This is a genomic window from Bradyrhizobium sp. CCBAU 53340 (assembly GCF_015291645.1).
In the GTDB taxonomy this organism is placed as follows: Bacteria; Pseudomonadota; Alphaproteobacteria; order Rhizobiales; family Xanthobacteraceae; genus Bradyrhizobium.
Map to the genome: position 1 here is coordinate 560,631 of NZ_CP030055.1, position 16,973 is coordinate 577,603.

The window sequence follows — 16,973 nt, forward strand, 5'->3', positions numbered from 1 at the left end:
CCTGGGCCGAGAACTGTCGTCTCACCGTTTGGATGGAGGGGCAGTCAAGGGCCAGAAGCAGTCATCACCACTCGTAGCGTACGATGCCCTTACCGGCGTAGGAGGTGACATTCGAGAACTCGCCTTCGAAAGTCGCGCCCGCCGACCAGCCATTGATCCATTTCCATTCGGCTGACGTCGTTGTCAGCACGGAGTCGGCCGCGTGTGTCGCGCCGTTCACGACGAAACTTGCACCCGGTAAGGTCTGGAATGTCGCAAGCAGATTGCGGTCGGGATCGAAGTCATGCGCCCAGGCGAGCCGCCCGCGCAGCGTAAAGATACCGCCCTGAGCCGCGAAGGACTTATCGGTGCGGATGCCAAGTTCGCTCCGGCCATCGGTAACACTTTTTGTATTGTAGCCCAGCGCAAACGTGTTGGCGCCTACGACCGCCTGCTCCATATAAGCAGGCAGGTCGAAGGTGACGAACTGCGCTGCCGCATACGGAGCGATCCCTATCCCGGCGGCGACCGGCGCGACAAAGCGATAGCCACCTTCGATACGCCCGCTCCAGGCATTGGCTTTGAATTGGGCGCGCAGATGATCAAGCCCCGCGACCGACACGATGCGGTCGGTGGTAATGTCCTGCCAGCCATAGGCCAGCGCGCCGGTGATGTAGGCGGCGCCCACGGTGTGATGGACGAAGGCACCGGCCTGGAACAGATTGGAGCGGCCCGAACCGAGATTGTTGACGCTGAAGTTGGTGCCGCCGCCGGCGAGCGCAAAACCCGCGATCGTACGCGGCGAGAGCAGATAGTCGGCGCCAACGGCCGTTCCGAAAAGGCTGCTGCGGGTGTCGTTCGATCCAACCGTCGCGTTGCCGTTCGTGGTCTGCGAGCCGCCAAAGCCCGCCGACCACACGCTCCAACGCCGCTGATAGCCCTTCGTCAGCGACGCCTTGGTGAACACCGCATAGGCATCCCGCTCGGCTGCAAGTCGCTTGCTCGCGGCATAGGCGCTGGCCTGGTCGGTCTCCTCGGCATAGCCGGTCGGCATGGCCACGCCGTTGATGCTGTTGCCCCTTCCCGTGCGAGGATCGGTCAACAGGCTCATAAACTGGCTCATAGCGTCGAACGTGGTCTGCTGCGCGGCGGTCGCGGGTTCGCCGCCGAGTTGCGAAAGCGCTGTATTGAGAGCAGTGCCGCTCTGACCGAACAGGTTGACAAAGCCCGGCGGCAGCGCGCCCCGGCTGTTGACGAAACTATCGATTGCGTTGGCGACGTTTTGCCGATTGCCGGACAACCATTGCTGGGTGCCGAGCGCCGCTGTCAGATTTAGAAAGACGTCGTTAGCGTCATAGCTCAGGCTAGTCCCGAAATTCGTTGGGAGATTGGTGTTAACCGGCCCCGCGAAGGTGCCACTGATGCCTGCAGCGGCGTTAATGATGGTGTATCGTTTCGCCAGATAGGTCCCGGCCGCGAACGTAGCATTGACCGTCGCACCGTTGAGTGTCGCGGTGCCTGTGACACTGGTGCGATCGGCCGCTACAGGCGAAACCTCAACCAGATAGTTCGAAGCAGCCGTGAACGCCAGGCTGCCCTGCACGGTCAGCGTGCCGACGGAATTTCCAGGCGATAACGCACCGCCGTTGATGAAAGTGTTACCAACAACGCCGTTTCCGGCGAGCATTCCACCGACGTTCACCGAAGTCAGAACCGAAGATGCGACTGAGCCGTTCACCATGAGCGTACCGGCATTCACATTGGTTGCCCCGGTATAAGTATTGGTACCTGACAGCGTCAGCGTCCCAGTTCCGACTTTGGTGAGAGATCCACCGACGACAGGATTTCCAGAATTGAGAAATAGCAAGCATTGGGTTCCATTGCCGCAATCGCTCACGTTTCCCTGCACCTCTGTTGACATGTTGTTACTGCCAACAGTTAGAGTGTTTGTCCCAAGGAAATAACTGCCAGTTCCTGAAATCGAGCCAGCAGCAAGATTGTGGTCATTAGCGGAACCTGTCGCTAAAGAGAAATCGATGACCGCGCTGTTTCTGATGGCTGCGTTACCGGCGGTACTCGTCTGGACAAAGTACATAAATCCGTTGTTTGTAATGTTCGCGCCGTCTGCCGTGCTGCCGTTGTGAAATTGTAGACTGCCATTGCTTACGATTGTCGCCGTTCCAGCGCTGCTGACGTCATCGAACTCGAGCGTAGAATTGTTTGTAATTATTGCATTGCCTGCCGTGCTTGTCCCTTGAAACGTGATCGCAACGCCATTGTTTACAATGGTCGCATGGTCCGCCGAACTGTTATCATGGAATTGTACCGTTCCAAGTGTATTGGTTATCTGTGCAGCGCCTGCCGTACTGCTGTCGCGAAACCTGAGATTTGCCTGATCGCCTACTTCGAAGAACGCACTCCCGGCGCTGCTGGCATTCAAAAAAATTGCCTCCGTGTTGTGGCCGAGATTGATGCTCGCGGCTGAACTTGAGCCCGTTATTCCATCGCCTTGAAGAAACAAGGTTGTCGGGTAAAGGACATTGAATACGTAGTTGGGGGCCCCGGCGCCAATTTGGATATTGTTGATGCCCGTATTGCTGGAAAATGAAATGGTTGTTTGGTTTGAGAACGAAAATGTTGCCGTTCCGCTGGGAACCGACGTTGGCGACCAGTTCGTTGGATCATTCCAATTACCGGAGCCCGGATTGGATATCCACGTCGCGTCTTGTGACCACGCCAAATTGGGAAGCGACCACGCCACGGCAATCACCATAGAGGTCATCAGAACTCTAGTGCTTGGTACGCCCCATAAGCACAACAGGTGACAATTCATACGCTCTGCGCCCTCGTCGCGCCTCCATCCATCAAATGAACAGTCGATGCTAGCTCGTCCCAACGGCTCGCGCACCGGCTGTTACGTCGTTTCGATGCTCGTGTAGCAAATGCGCAACATCTGTAGATCAGCCGGTTCGGGTAAATAGAACGACAGGGCGGCCGGCGTGGTGTCAGCGCGTGCCGGCAGGATCGTTACAAGCAACGATATCGCTCGGAGATTTTCGCGCCGCGAGCTCCGGCGGAGAGAAGATCGCCAAATATCCTGTGTCCCCTGCAAGCTGATATGCGGCGACCTCGCGATAGCCGACGGCGGTCAATTCGCAGCGCAAGAGCTCGATTGGCGTGCCATGCTTCGACGTCGGAAGCTCGAGATCGACAATCCCGATCCGCGCACCCCGCTTCAAGGCGGGCACGAGATTATAGAGGAAAGCATAGGGCTGGGCGATCTCGTGATACATGTGCACGAGGATTGCGGCATCCAGCGAGGACGCGGGCAGGCGCGGGTCGTGTGGTTCACCGAGCGCGAATTGCACGTTCGTCAACTTCAGAAGTTCTGTTCGTTTTGCGAGTTCGACGAGATAGTCCCGCGTGACGTCCTGGGCAATGACGGAGCCGGCAGGTCCGACGAGGCGCGAGAGCCTGACCGTGTGGTAGCCGCTGCCTGCTCCGATGTCGCCGACCGTCATACCCGGTTTCAGCTCGAGGGCATTTGCGATCTGGCCGGCCTCATTGAGGGCGTCGCGGCGCTCTTCGGCGGCGCGGCGTGGGCTGACGATCCGTGCAACGGGGCGCTGCGGTGAGGGAAACTCGTTTGCAGCTATCCCGGGGGGAGCGAGATAACCGATGTCAGCGGCGTATGCGCGCGTTGCGGCAAATGCCGCGAGTAGTGCCGCGATATAAGCCAGTGCCTTCACGAGCCTACCCAAGCTTTCTCGCGCGGTCGAGGCTTCTGCGCCTCTCTGCGTGCACGCCCTAATACGCCTGCTTCGCGTCCGCCTCTTCGCTGGTCTGGATCAGGTCGAGGCTCTCCTCGATCTTGCCGAGCAGTGCCGAGAGCTGCTTGCGCTCCTGCGCCGTGAGGCAGGCGAGGATCTCGTCCTCGCGCCGCAGCAATTGCGGGAACAGCTCCTCGTAGAGCGCGCGGCCCTTTTTCGTCAGTTGCAGGCGAAATTCACGGCGGTCGGCTTCGTTCTCGACCCGCTCGATCAGACCGTCATGTAGCAGCGTCGTTACAGCGCGGCTGATGGTGGATTTGTGTGTGCGCGTGCATTGCGAGATGAATTGCGCGCTGCAGGCATCGTTGCGGAAGCCGAGCGTCGCGATCACGCGCCAGGCCGGAATGTCTAGCCCATGCCGCTCCTGATATTCGACCGCGAGCGCGGAGCTGACCTCCGCCGCAAGCCGGTTGAGGCGGAACGGCACGAACTTGAACAGGTCGAGCCGCGACTTTGCTTTCGGCGATGGCTGGTCTGCCTCGCGTGTCTTCAGCGCAGTGTCTGTCGTCCTCGCCAAGGAGAGCGCTCCGATTTCCAGTTGACGGCCGGCCGGCTCCGGTCCAAAATAGTTGCACGTGAGACTATCTAGCAGATCAGTCCTCTCCTGACCAGAGCCGAGGTTAGTGTATGGCTCCCGCCAATATGCAAAAAGCCAAAACCCAGTTCGGCTATCGCCGCCATCAGGACCAGGATCGTCCTGGCCCAAGTCCGGCCGAGCATCCGGTCGTGGTCGTTGGTGCTGGCCCGGTCGGGCTGTCGCTCGCCATCGATCTTGCCCAGCGCGGCCAGCGCGTCGTGCTTCTGGATGATGCCGACCGTATCGGCGAGGGGTCGCGCGCGATTTGTTTCTCGAAGCGCTCGCTGGAATATTGGGATCGGCTCGGCGTTGCTGACCGCATGGTCGACAAGGGCGTGGTGTGGAGCGTCGGTCGCATCTTTCATGGCGAGTCCCAGCTCTATCAGTTCAACCTGCTGCCTGAGGATGGCCATAAGCGGCCGGCCTTCATCAATCTGCAGCAATATTACGCCGAAGCCTATCTGGTCGATCGCATCAGCGATCTGCCGGGGATCGACCTGCGTTGGCGCAACAAGGTGACGGCGCTCGAGCAGCGCAATGATTCCGCGCTGCTGACGATCGAGACGCCCGAAGGCGCCTATCGGCTGCAGGCGCAATATGTCGTCGCCTGCGACGGCGCGCGCTCCTCGCTGCGGCAGATGGTCGGTGCCGAGTTTGCCGGACAGGTGTTCGAGGACCAGTTCCTGATCGCCGACGTCAAGATGACCGCGGAATTTCCGACCGAGCGCTGGTTCTGGTTCGATCCGCCGTTTCATGCCGGGCGTTCGGCGCTGCTGCACCGCCAGCCTGACGACGTCTGGCGCATCGATCTCCAGCTCAACCGCTATGCCGATCCTGTTGTCGAGAAGAAGCCTGAGAATGTGCGACCCCGGATCGCGCGCATGCTCGGCCACGACAAGTTCGAGTTCGAATGGATCTCGCTCTACAAGTTCCAGTGTCGGCGGATGGACCGCTTCATCCATGGCCGCGTGATCTTTGCCGGCGATTCCGCCCATCAGGTCTCGCCGTTCGGCGCGCGCGGAGCGAACTCAGGGCTCGAGGACGCTGAGAATCTCTCCTGGAAGCTGGACCGCGTGCTGCGTGGCACGTCGCCCGCGAGGCTGCTCGACAGCTACCATGTCGAGCGCAGCCTGGCTGCCGACGAGAACATCCGCGAGTCGACCCGCTCGACCGATTTCATGGCGCCGAACTCGCATCAGGAGGCGCGGCTGCGCAAGGCGGTGCTGTCGCTCGCCAAGGAGACCGAGTTCGGCAAGCGCATGGTCAATGGCGGCCGGCTGTCGGTGCCGTGCAGCTACGACTCGCCGCTGTCGTCGCGCGATGCGGAGGTGTGGTGTGGCGGGCCGTCGCCCGGGTGTTCCATGCTAGATGCGCCGGTTGCCACGCGTGCGGGTGACGAAGCCTATTTGACCGACGCGTTCCGCAAGGGTGGAACGGACTTCACCCTGCTGTCGTTCAGCAATGGCGCGGCGATCGATGTGCCCAAAGGCGTGAAGGATATCAGGATCGGCGGCGAGGGCGGGCTCGCCGATCCGCAAGGCCTCGTCGCCAAGCGCTATGATGCCGAGCCGGGCTCGGCCTATCTGCTCAGGCCCGATGGCTATGTCGCCGCGCGCTTCCGCCATCCGACCGCGGCTGCGATAGTGACGGCCCTTGCGCGCGCGGAAGGTTTGAACTGAGGTCCCAGATGCCGCTGTCCACCAGCTCCAACTTCGCGCGGCCCGACGATGCCTTTCGCGCCATCGTCGAGGCGCATCGCGGACTCACCGATGAGCAGAGCGCCGATTTCGACGCGGCGCTGGTGCTGATCCTTGCCAACCATATCGGCGAGATCGACGTGCTGCGAGAGGCGCTCGCGCTGGCGAAACGCCGCATGATCGATGGCCAGCAGCAACAACAGCAACAACAATAACCACCGAGTTGAAGGACGAACTGATGGCGAAGAACTTCGCATCCACCGGCGATCTCTCCGAGAAGAAGATTACCTTCTCCGAGATCGGCACCGACCTCTATGCCTTCACGGCCGAGGGCGACCCAAACACGGCCGTCATCGTCGGCGATGACGGCTGCCTCGTGTTCGACGCGCAGGCGACGCCAGCGATGGCAAACAAGGTGATCGAGCGCGTGCGCAAGGTCACCGACAAGCCGATCAAATATGTCGTGCTGTCGCATTATCATGCGGTGCGCGTGCTCGGCGCCTCCGCCTATCACGCGCAAGGCATCGTCGCCTCGCAGGAGACCTATCGGCTGATCGAGGAGCGGGGCAAGCAGGATTGGGATTCCGAATACGGCCGTTTCCCACGCCTGTTCCAGGACGCGCAGAGCATTCCCGGCCTGACCTGGCCGACGCTGACCTTCGAAGGCGAGATGTCGATTTATCTCGGCAAGCGCGAAGTGCGGCTGATGCAGCTTGGCGCCGGCCACACCTCCGGCGATATCGTCGCCTGGGTGCCGGACGCCGAAGTCATGTTTTCCGGCGACCTCATCGAGTATCACTCGGCCTGCTACTGTGGCGATGCACATTTGCGCGAATGGCCGTTGACGCTGAACGAGATCCGCAACTTCAATCCCAAGGCGATCGCGCCGGGCCGCGGCGATGCGCTGAAGGGCACTGCTACCGTGCGCGAAGCCATCGCGATGACGCGCGACTTCGTCACCTCGCTCTATGGCGCCGCCGAAATCTCGGTCGCCAAGGGCCGCACGCTGAAGGAATCGATGGCGGCGACGCGCGAGGTGATGGATCCGAAGTTCCACAGCTTCGCCATTTACGAGCACTGCCTGCCGTTCAACGTCTCGCGCGCCTATGACGAGGCGTCGGGGATCGACGATCCCGTGATCTGGACCGACAAACGCGACCAGGAAATGTGGGCGGCCCTGCAAGGAGGAGGGTAGTCATGAACATCAGTACCTCGCCTGATCAGATCGTCAGGAGCTCGGCGCAGGTGACGCCGGGCTACATGTCCGGCTTCGGCAACAGTTTCGAGACCGAGGCGCTGCCCGGCGCGCTGCCGATCGGGCGCAACTCGCCGCAGCGCTGCGCTTACGGGCTTTACGCCGAGCAGCTCTCGGGCTCGCCCTTCACCGCGCCGCGCGGCGCCAATGAGCGTTCCTGGCTCTATCGCATCCGCCCTTCGGTGAAGCATTCCGGCCGCTTCGAGAAGGTCGATGCCGGCCTGTGGCGCTCGGCGCCGTGCCACGAATATGATCTGCCGATCGCCCAGCTGCGCTGGGATCCGACGCCGCTGCCGAAGGAGGAGGTCACCTTCCTTCAAGGCGTGCAGACCATGACCACGGCCGGCGATGTCAACACGCAGGCCGGCATGGCCGCGCATGTCTATCTCATCACCAAGTCGATGGTGGACCAGCACTTCTACAATGCCGACGGCGAATTGATGTTCGTGCTGCAGCAAGGAAACTTGCGCCTCGTCACCGAATTCGGCCGCATCGACGCCGAGCCAGGCGAGATCGTGGTGATCCCGCGCGGCGTCAAATTCCGCGTCGAGATCCCGAACGGTCCGGCGCGCGGCTATCTCTGCGAGAACTACGGCGGTGCCTTCACGCTGCCCGAGCGCGGGCCGATCGGCGCCAACTGCCTCGCCAACGCGCGCGACTTCCTGACGCCGGTCGCGAACTATGAGGACAAGGACATCCCGACCGAGCTCTACGTGAAATGGGGCGGCTCGCTGTTCAAGACCAATTTGCCACATTCGCCGATCGATGTCGCCGCCTGGCACGGCAATTACGCGCCCTACAAATACGATCTGCGCACCTTCTCTCCCGTCGGCGCGATCGGCTTCGATCACCCCGATCCATCGATCTTCACGGTGCTGACCTCGCCGTCGGAAACCGCAGGTACCGCGAATATCGACTTCGTGATCTTCCCCGAGCGCTGGATGGTGGCCGATAACACCTTCCGCCCGCCCTGGTATCACATGAACATCATGAGCGAGTTCATGGGCCTGATCTACGGCGTCTACGACGCCAAGCCGCAAGGCTTCGTCCCCGGCGGCATCTCCTTGCACAATTGCATGCTGCCGCACGGCCCCGACCGCGATGCCTTCGAGCACGCCAGCAATGGCGAATTGAAGCCGGTGAAGCTGACCGGCACCATGGCCTTCATGTTCGAAACCCGCTACCCGCAGCGCGTGACAGCGCATGCCGCGAAGTCCTCGACCTTGCAGGACGACTATGCGGATTGTTGGAAGGGCCTCGAGAAGCGGTTTGATCCGAATAGGCCGTAACTTTTCTCGCCGACCATCCTCCGTCATGCCCGGGCTTGTCCCGGGCATCCACGTGTTGAAGCAAAGAAAGATCGTGGATGGCCGGGACGAGCCCGGCCATGACGGTCGCAAGCTCGGAGAGCCATGTGCCCCACTCCAACGACCCCAGCCCCCGCTCCTTCATCGAGGTCGATCCCGCTTCCGACTTCCCGATCCAGAACCTGCCTTACGGCGTGTTCTCGACCGCGGCCAATCCGACGCCGCGGGTCGGCGTGGCGATCGGTAGCTACATCCTCGACCTCTGGGAGCTCGAGCAGGACTCGCGGCTCGATGTCGGCCCGCTCGGCGTGTTCTCCGGACCCTCGCTCAATTCCTTTATGGCACTCGGGCCAACGGTCTGGACGAAGACCCGCGCCAGAATCAGCGAATTGCTGCGTCATGATCATCCTGAGCTGCGCGACAACGAGGAATTACGCAAACAGGCGCTCGTGCCGATGCGCGATGCAAAGCTGCACATGCCGTTCGCGGTCTCCGGCTACACCGACTTCTACTCGTCGAAAGAGCACGCCACCAATGTCGGCGTGATGTTCCGTGGCAAGGACAATGCGCTGCAGCCGAACTGGCTGCACATGCCGATCGCCTATAACGGCCGCGCCTCCACCGTCGTGGTGTCAGGCACCAAAGTGAAGCGGCCGCGCGGGCAGCTGAAGCCGCCGAGCGTGGATGTGCCGAGCTTTGCGCCGTGCAAGCGGCTCGATTTCGAGCTGGAGATGGGCGTGGTGATCGGCCAGCCGTCGCCGATGGGCGGCATGCTCACCGAAGCTCAGGCCGAGGAGATGATCTTCGGCTTCGTGCTGCTCAACGACTGGAGCGCGCGCGACATCCAGCAATGGGAATATGTGCCGCTCGGCCCGTTCCTCGCCAAGGCATTCGCGACCTCGATCAGCCCGTGGGTGGTGACGCGCGAGGCGCTGGAGCCGTTCCGGCTCAACGGGCCGGAGCAGGAGCCGGCGCCGCTGGATTATCTGAAGCAGAGCCGGCCGCAGAACTACGATATCGCGCTCGACGTGTCCTTGCGCGCGGCCGGCGCCAACGCGCCCGCCAGCATCAGCCGCACCAGCTTCAAATACATGTACTGGTCCTCGGTGCAGCAGCTGATGCACCACGCCTCCTCGGGCTGCGCCATGAATGTCGGGGATCTCTTAGGCAGCGGCACCATTTCCGGCCCTGAGAAGAACCAGCGCGGCAGTCTCTTGGAGATCAGCTGGAACGGCACCGAACCGGTCGAGTTGCCTGGCGGCATCAAGCGGTCGTTCCTGGAAGACGGCGACAGTCTCGTGATGCGCGGCTGGTGCCAGGGCAACGGTTATCGCGTCGGTTTCGGCGAGGTCGAAGGCACGATTCTGCCGGCGGAGTAGGCTCCGCCGTTGCCACGACCTCCGTCATTGCGAGGAGCAAAGCGACGAAGCAATCCAGACTGTCAACGCGACGACAGTCTGGATTGCTTCGCTGCGCTCGCAATGACGGCGCGGAGAGAGCCTACCGCCTCTCCGGCGGCACGTCGCGCACCCGCGCGCAATGCGCGGCGACGTCCTCCCGGCTGTACTTCAGATGCACCCGCTTGTCGGACGGCGCCTGCTTGCTCGTGCACACGCCTAGCCGCCATTCCTGCGCCGGCCGGATCGGGCGCGGCGCAAAGCCGCCGCCGCAGTTCGGGCAGACGTTGAAGAGCTTTGTCTCGACGCACTCCGCGCAGAACGTGCATTCGTAGGAGCAGATCCGCGCATTCGTGGCCTCAGGCGGCAGGTCGCAATCGCAATATTCGCAGTTCGGTCGAAGCTGCAGGGCCATGGTCGAATCTCCCGGACTAGCCGGATCATCGCAGAGAGCGCGCGAAGGGCGAATGGCGGAATTCCCTCGATTTCAGCCAGCCTTCAAATCCTTCAGCGGCAGCTTCGAGCTTTCCTTCAGACGATCTAGCACGATCGAGGAGCGCACATGCGCCACGCTCGGATGCGGCATCAGGACGTCATTGACGAGATTGGAGAGCCCCTTGAGGTCGCGCAGCACGGCTTTCAGCACGTAATCGGCATCGCCCGTCAGCGAATAGGCCTCCTGGATCTCGTCGATCCGGTTCACCAGCGCGCGAAACCGCTTTGAATTATCCGGCGAGTGGGTCGCAAGCCCGACCTGGATGAAGGCGATGACGCCGAAGCCGAGCGCCTCGCTGGAGAGATCGGCATGATAGCCCGCGATCACCTTCTCCTCCTCCAGCCGCATCCGCCGCCGCGAGCATTGCGAGGCCGAGAGCCCTGCCAGTTCGGCGAGCTCCTGGTTGGTGAGGCGGCCGTCATCCTGGAGCGCGCCCAGGATCTTGAGGTCGAAGGCATCCACCGGAATCATGCGCATTTTGTCCAATTGGTGCACGGATCGTGCATAGGATAGCAAAAACGCGTCTCGTTTGCACGCCCATTGCGCGCTCCATGAAGGATAGTTCTTGCCAGCAGCAACCGCCAATGGGTCCGTTTCCGCACGATGCACCGCCGGCCACGATCACATCAGACAATCCGATGGGCACCGACGGGTTCGAGTTCGTGGAATATGCGCATCCCGATCCGCAACAGCTGCACGGTCTGTTCAAGCTGATGGGCTATGCGCCCGTCGCGCGCCACCGGACCAAGAAGATCACGGTCTATCGCCAGGGCGACATCAACTATCTCGTCAACGAGGAGTCCGGCACCCACGGCACTGAGTTCGTCGCCGCACACGGTCCGTGTGCGCCGTCGATGGCGTTCCGCGTGGTCGATGCCAAGGCGGCCTATGACCGCGCGATCGCGCTCGGCGCCGAGCCGGCCGATGTGTCCTCCGCGCAGAAGACGCTCGACGTGCCCGCGATCAAGGGCATCGGCGGCAGCCTGCTTTATCTGGTCGATCGCTACGGCGCCAAGGGCTCGGCCTATGAGGCCGAGTTCGAATGGCTGGGCGCGCGCGATCCCAAGCCGGTCGGCGCCGGCCTGTTCTATCTCGATCATCTCACCCACAACGTCCATCGTGGCCGCATGGATGTCTGGGCCGGCTTCTACGAAAAACTCTTCAACTTCCGCCAGATCCGCTTCTTCGACATCGAAGGCCGTGCCTCCGGCCTGTTCTCGCGCGCGCTGACCAGCCCCGACGGCAAGATCCGGATTCCGATCAACGAGGACGCCGGCGATTCCGGCCAGATCGAGGAATATCTGAAGACCTATCGCGGCGAAGGCATCCAGCACATCGCCTGCGGCTGTCGCGATATCTATCGCACGATCGAGGGCCTGCGCGCGGCCGGCTTGCCCTTCATGCCGTCGCCGCCACAGACCTATTTCGAGCGGATCGATGCGCGCCTGCCCGGGCACGGCGAGGACCTCGCGCGCCTGCAGAAGAACGGCATCCTGATCGACGGCGAAGGCGTGGTCGACGGCGGCCAGACCAAGGTGCTGCTGCAGATCTTCTCGGCCAACGCGATCGGCCCGATCTTCTTCGAATTCATCCAGCGCAAGGGCGACGACGGTTTCGGCGAGGGCAATTTCAAGGCCCTGTTCGAGTCGATCGAGGAAGACCAGATCCGCCGCGGGGTGTTGAAGGTGGAGACGGCGGCGTAGGGCTGCTTTCGGCCACACTGCAGCGTCAAACACAATTGTCGTCCCGGACAAGCGAGCGCTGATCCGAGACCCATACCCCCAGGGAGAAGTTGCGGCGCGAACTGGCAACCGCGAGTCTTCGTCAAACCACTTCCTGTGGTTATGGGTCCCGGGCTCGCGCTTCGCGCGCCCCGGGACGACAGCGGAATTTGAGGCGACAGCGTTCGTCTACCGCCCCGCCCACGCCTTCATCACCGCCCCGATCTCCGCCGCTTCCGGCTCGCGCGCCGCGGACGGCGTGCGTGAGAAGCGCGGCGCCGGTGCCGGCTGCTTCACGCCGTGGCGCTCGATGAAGACGTTGCGGGCGACCATGTGCGGATGCGCGGTCGCCTCCGACATGGTCAGAACGGGCGCGAAGCAGATGTCGGTGCCTTCCATGATCCTGCACCAGTCCTCGCGCGTCTTGCTCTTGAACACGGCCTTCAGCTTTTGCTTCAGCGCGGGCCAGGCCTTGGGGTCCATCTGCGCGTCGAAATCGGCATCAGTCAGGCCGGCATGCTGGCGCAGCAGCGCGTAGAACTGTGGCTCGATCGAGCCGATCGAGACGAAATGGCCGCAGGCGCATTCATAGACGCCGTAGAAGTGAGCGCCGCCGTCGAGGAAATTCCGGTTGCGGCCCTCGGTCCAGCGTCCCAGCGTCTTCATGTCGAAGAAGAACGACATGAGTGAGGCCGCGCCGTCGCACATTGCGGCGTCGACCACCTGGCCCTTGCCGGACCTTGAGGCCTCCAACAATGCTGCGAGCACGCCGACGACGAGATAGAGCGCGCCGCCGCCGAAATCGCCGACCAGGTTGAGCGGCGGCACCGGCGCCTCGTCGGTGCCGATGGCGGCCAGCGCGCCGGTGATGGAGATGTAGTTGATGTCATGGCCCGCGGCATTGGCCAGCGGCCCTTCCTGGCCCCAGCCGGTCATCCGGCCATAGACAAGCTTTGGATTGCGCGCGAGCACGACGTCGGGACCGAGCCCGAGCCGCTCCATCACGCCGGGCCGAAAGCCCTCGACCAAAGCGTCGGCGCTGGCGAGCAAATCGAGCACCTGCGCGATCGCCGCCTTGTCCTTGAGGTCGAGTTCGATCAGCTTGCGGCCGCGGCCGGCCACCGACTTCATGCTCTTCTTCGCGCCGACACGGTCAAGCGTGACGACATCGGCGCCCATGTCGGCCAGCATCATGCAGGCGAACGGGCCGGGTCCGATCCCGGCGAATTCGACGACGCGGAAGCCCGCGAGCGGGCCGGAGCTGCGGACGGACGGGTCTTCTGATTTTTCCTGGGCTGCTTTGTCGAGCACGTTGTTGTTTCCTCGGGTCGCGGGCGCGTGCCTGATGTCAGGCCTTCGCCTTCCGACTTTCCTCTCTGGGCGAGTTAATTGGCTGATTAACTCTTCTCGCCTTCACGCCAGCGAGGCAAGCGCTTTTCATGCATGGAGGCATCAAAAAAGCGGCGCGCATTGCTGCGCGCCGCCGAAGAATTGTGTTGAGTCGCTAGAGAAGGATCTTAGCCCGCAGCCGTCACCGCGCGCTGCGCCATCACCTTGACGAGGTTGGCGCGGTACTCCGCCGTGCCGTGGATGTCGGCCAATAGTCCGCTCGCGGGAATGCTGACGCTGTCGAGCGCCGACGGCGACCAGTTCGCCTTCAGCGCGGCTTCGATCGCGCCAACCCGCATCACGCCGCTCTGCGAGGCGCCGGTCGCGGCGACGCGGATCTCGCCAGACTTCGTCTGCGCGACGAAGACGGCGGTCAGCGCGAAGCGCGAGGCCGGATGCCGCATCTTGGCGTAGCCCGCCTTGGCCGGAACCGGGAACGACACGGCGGTGACGATCTCGCCGTCTTCAAGCGCCGTCGTGAACAGGCCCTTGAAGAAATCCTCCGCCGCGATCGACCGCTTGTTGGTCTTCACGGTGGCGCTGAGCGCGAGCAGGGCGGCCGGATAGTCCGCGGCGGGATCGTTGTTGGCGATCGAGCCGCCGATCGTGCCGCGATAGCGCACGGCAGGATCGCCGATCAGCGACGCCATATAGGCGAGCGCGGGGATCGCCTTCTTGGCGACGTCGCTGGTCGCAACGTCGTGGTGCGGCGTGGCGGCCTTGATGGTCAGCGTGTCGCCGGAGGCCTCGACGCCGATCAGCTCCTTAATCCTGGCGAGGTCGATCACGTCGGACGGCCCGGCAAGGCGCTGCTTCATGACCGGCAGCAGCGTCTGGCCGCCGGAGAGGAATTTCGCCTCGCTGCTCTTGCCGAACAGGCTGGCGGCCTCATCCACCGAGGAAGCGCGATGATAAGTGGTCTGGTACATCTTCGGTCCTCCCTCTTTAAGCCGCGTGGATCGTGCGCCACACCCGGTCAGGGGTTGCGGGCATTTCCAGATTGTTCTTGCCGATCGCGTCCGTGATCGCGTTGATCACGGCCGCGGAGGCGCCGATCGCGCCGGCCTCACCGCAACCCTTGATGCCCAAGGGATTGCCCGGGCACAGCGTCGTGGTGTGGGAGAGGTTGAAGGATGGCACGTCGTCGGCGCGCGGCATGGCGTAGTCCATGAACGAGGCCGTGACCGGCTGGCCGTTGGCGTCGTAGACCGCGTGCTCGAGCAGGGCTTGCCCGATGCCTTGAACCAGGCCGCCATGGACCTGGCCCTCGACGATCATCGGGTTGATCAGCCGGCCGAAATCATCGGCCGCGACGAAGTTGACGAAGGAGGTCTTGCCCGTACCGGGGTCGACCTCGAGCTCGCAGATATAGGCGCCGGCCGGGAAGGTGAAGTTGGTCGGGTCGTAGAAGGCGCTTTCCTTCAGGCCCGGCTCCATCCCCTCAGGCAGATTGTGCGCGGTGTAGGCCGCGAGCGCTACCATCGGCAGCGCAATCGCCTTGTCGGTGCCCGTCACCTTGAACTCGCCGTTCTCGATGACGATGTCGGCTTCGGAGGCTTCCAGCGCATGCGCGGCGATCTTCTTGGCCTTGGATTCCATCTTCTCCATGGCCTTCAGGATCGCGGTGAGGCCGACGGCCGCCGAACGCGAGCCGTAGGTGCCCATGCCGAACTGCACCTTGTCGGTGTCGCCATGGACGATCGAGACCTGGCTGATGGGAACGCCGAGGCGATCCGCAACGAGCTGGCAGAACGTCGTCTCGTGGCCCTGGCCGTGGCTGTGCGAGCCCGTGAGGATCTCGATGGTGCCGACCGGATTGACGCGCACCTCCGCGGATTCCCACAGGCCGACGCCGGCACCCAGGCTGCCGACCGCCTTCGACGGCGCGATGCCGCAGGCTTCGATGTAGCAGGACACGCCGATGCCGCGCAGCTTGCCGTCGGCTTTCGCCTTGGCCTTGCGCGCGGGGAAGCCGGCATAGTCGATCGCCTTCATGGCGGCGTCGAGCGAGGCATTAAAGTCGCCGGTGTCATAAGCCATGATCACGGGCGTCTGGTGCGGGAACTGGGTGATGAAGTTGGTCCGGCGAAGCTGCGCCGGATCGACTTTCAATTGCCGCGCCGCCGTCTCCATCAGACGTTCGATCAGATAGCTCGCCTCGGGGCGGCCCGCGCCGCGATAGGCATCGACAGGCGTGGTGTTGGTGTAGACACCGACCACCTCGGCATGGATCGCCGGGATGTTGTACTGGCCCGACAGCAGCGTCGCGTAGAGATAGGTCGGTACCGACGACGAGAACAGCGACATATAGGCGCCGAAATTGGCGTAGGTCTTCACCTTCAGTCCGGTGATCTTGTTGTTGGCGTCGAACGCCATCTCGGCATGGGTGACGTGGTCACGACCATGCGCGTCGGTGAGGAAGGCTTCGGTGCGGTCGCCGGTCCATTTCACGGGACGGCCCACCTTCTTCGAGGCCCACAGCGCCACCATCTCTTCCGGATAGATGAAGATCTTGGAGCCGAAGCCGCCGCCGACGTCGGGGGCGATCACGCGCAGCTTGTGCTCGGGGGCGATGTTGTAGAACGCCGACAGCACGAGGCGGGCGACGTGCGGGTTCTGCGAGGTCGTGTAGAGCGTGAAATGCTCTTCGGCCGCGTCATAATCGGCGATCGCCGCGCGCGGCTCCATCGCGTTCGGGGCGAGGCGGTTGTTGGTGACGTCGAGCTTGACGACATTGGCGGCCTTGGCGAAGGCCGCATCGGTCGCGCCCTCGTCGCCGATCACCCAGTCATAGACCTGGTTGCCGGGCGCTTCGGGGTGAAGCTGCGGCGCGCCTGATTTGATGGCGGCGTGGACGTCGGCGACCGCGGGAAGTTCTTCGTAGTCGACGACGACGGCTTCCGCCGCGTCACGCGCCAGGTTCTTGCTGTCGGCAATCACGACCGCGACGGCCTGACCGACGAAGCGCACCGTCTCCGGCGCCATCGCGGGCCATGCGCCCATCTTCATCGGGCTGCCGTCCTTGGAGGTGATGGCCCAGCCGCAGATCAGGTTGCCGACCTTGTCGTCGACGAGCTGCTGGCCGGTGAGGACTGCGACCACGCCCGGCATTTTCAGCGCAGCGGACGAATCGATCTTCTTCACCTTGGCGTGCGCATGCGGGCTGCGGATGAAATGGGCGTGGGTCATGCCCACCAGTTTGATGTCGTCAACGTACCGGCCCTTGCCGGTAATGAATCGCTTGTCTTCCTTGCGCACGACGCGCGCGCCGATGCCTTCAACACCCATGTCTGGTCCTCCCGACCGGAAATTTCCTTGACCGCGC

At 63.0% G+C, this 16,973-nt stretch carries 14 protein-coding genes; 6 read left to right on the forward strand and 8 right to left on the reverse strand.

Going from position 1 to position 16,973, the window contains the following annotated elements; genetic code table 11:
• Nucleotides 1–64 precede the first annotated feature (64 nt).
• From XH89_RS02610 to XH89_RS02620, 3 genes are all read right to left on the reverse strand, one after another.
• Complete coding sequence (locus XH89_RS02610) at nt 65–2,761, reverse strand: autotransporter domain-containing protein (RefSeq protein WP_246767719.1); 2,697 nt, start codon at nt 2,759–2,761, stop codon at nt 65–67.
• A 223-nt stretch (nt 2,762–2,984) separates the two neighbouring features.
• On the reverse strand, nt 2,985–3,728 hold the full coding sequence (locus XH89_RS02615; protein ID WP_194468345.1) for a class I SAM-dependent methyltransferase: 744 nt from the start codon (nt 3,726–3,728) through the stop codon (nt 2,985–2,987).
• Nucleotides 3,729–3,786: 58 nt separating this feature from the next.
• Nucleotides 3,787–4,326, reverse strand: coding sequence for a MarR family winged helix-turn-helix transcriptional regulator (locus XH89_RS02620; RefSeq protein WP_194465589.1), 540 nt, complete (start codon nt 4,324–4,326; stop codon nt 3,787–3,789).
• Between the two features lie 110 nt (nt 4,327–4,436).
• On the opposite strand from XH89_RS02620, the gene XH89_RS02625 reads away from it, so the two are divergent.
• From XH89_RS02625 to fahA, 5 genes are all read left to right on the forward strand, one after another.
• Entirely contained in the window at nt 4,437–6,065 is a 1,629-nt protein-coding gene (locus XH89_RS02625) for an FAD-dependent oxidoreductase (protein ID WP_194465590.1), read from the forward strand.
• Nucleotides 6,066–6,073: 8 nt separating this feature from the next.
• The gene (locus XH89_RS02630) at nt 6,074–6,298 is read left to right on the forward strand and encodes a DUF2783 domain-containing protein (RefSeq protein ID WP_194465591.1); all 225 of its coding nucleotides are present in this window, start codon (nt 6,074–6,076) and stop codon (nt 6,296–6,298) included.
• A gap of 23 nt (nt 6,299–6,321) precedes the next feature.
• Entirely contained in the window at nt 6,322–7,278 is a 957-nt protein-coding gene (locus tag XH89_RS02635; RefSeq protein ID WP_194465592.1) for an MBL fold metallo-hydrolase, read from the forward strand.
• Between the two features lie 2 nt (nt 7,279–7,280).
• Nucleotides 7,281–8,627, forward strand: a complete 1,347-nt coding sequence (gene hmgA / locus XH89_RS02640; RefSeq protein ID WP_194465593.1) for a homogentisate 1,2-dioxygenase — start codon at nt 7,281–7,283, stop codon at nt 8,625–8,627.
• A gap of 125 nt (nt 8,628–8,752) precedes the next feature.
• Entirely contained in the window at nt 8,753–10,024 is a 1,272-nt protein-coding gene (gene fahA, locus XH89_RS02645; RefSeq protein ID WP_194468346.1) for a fumarylacetoacetase, read from the forward strand.
• A 121-nt stretch (nt 10,025–10,145) separates the two neighbouring features.
• Here fahA and XH89_RS02650 read toward each other — a convergent pair whose 3' ends face one another.
• Nucleotides 10,146–10,457 carry a DUF1272 domain-containing protein gene (locus XH89_RS02650; RefSeq protein WP_194465594.1) on the reverse strand — a complete coding sequence of 104 codons (312 nt, stop codon included), beginning with the start codon at nt 10,455–10,457 and terminating at the stop codon, nt 10,146–10,148.
• Between the two features lie 72 nt (nt 10,458–10,529).
• Nucleotides 10,530–11,009, reverse strand: coding sequence for an Lrp/AsnC family transcriptional regulator (locus XH89_RS02655; RefSeq protein WP_194465595.1), 480 nt, complete (start codon nt 11,007–11,009; stop codon nt 10,530–10,532).
• 113 nt (nt 11,010–11,122) lie between these two features.
• Between XH89_RS02655 and hppD the strand changes: the two genes are divergently transcribed.
• Nucleotides 11,123–12,241: a 4-hydroxyphenylpyruvate dioxygenase gene (gene hppD, locus XH89_RS02660; RefSeq protein WP_194465596.1), complete on the forward strand. Its 1,119-nt coding sequence runs from the start codon at nt 11,123–11,125 to the stop codon at nt 12,239–12,241.
• A gap of 207 nt (nt 12,242–12,448) precedes the next feature.
• Here hppD and XH89_RS02665 read toward each other — a convergent pair whose 3' ends face one another.
• The 3 genes from XH89_RS02665 to XH89_RS02675 all read right to left on the reverse strand — a co-directional run bounded on the left by XH89_RS02665 (nt 12,449) and on the right by XH89_RS02675 (nt 16,936).
• Nucleotides 12,449–13,570 carry a CaiB/BaiF CoA-transferase family protein gene (locus XH89_RS02665; protein WP_194465597.1) on the reverse strand — a complete coding sequence of 374 codons (1,122 nt, stop codon included), beginning with the start codon at nt 13,568–13,570 and terminating at the stop codon, nt 12,449–12,451.
• A gap of 206 nt (nt 13,571–13,776) precedes the next feature.
• Nucleotides 13,777–14,577, reverse strand: coding sequence for a xanthine dehydrogenase family protein subunit M (locus XH89_RS02670; protein WP_194465598.1), 801 nt, complete (start codon nt 14,575–14,577; stop codon nt 13,777–13,779).
• A gap of 16 nt (nt 14,578–14,593) precedes the next feature.
• Nucleotides 14,594–16,936, reverse strand: coding sequence for a xanthine dehydrogenase family protein molybdopterin-binding subunit (locus XH89_RS02675; protein ID WP_194465599.1), 2,343 nt, complete (start codon nt 16,934–16,936; stop codon nt 14,594–14,596).
• Nucleotides 16,937–16,973: the final 37 nt, after the last annotated feature.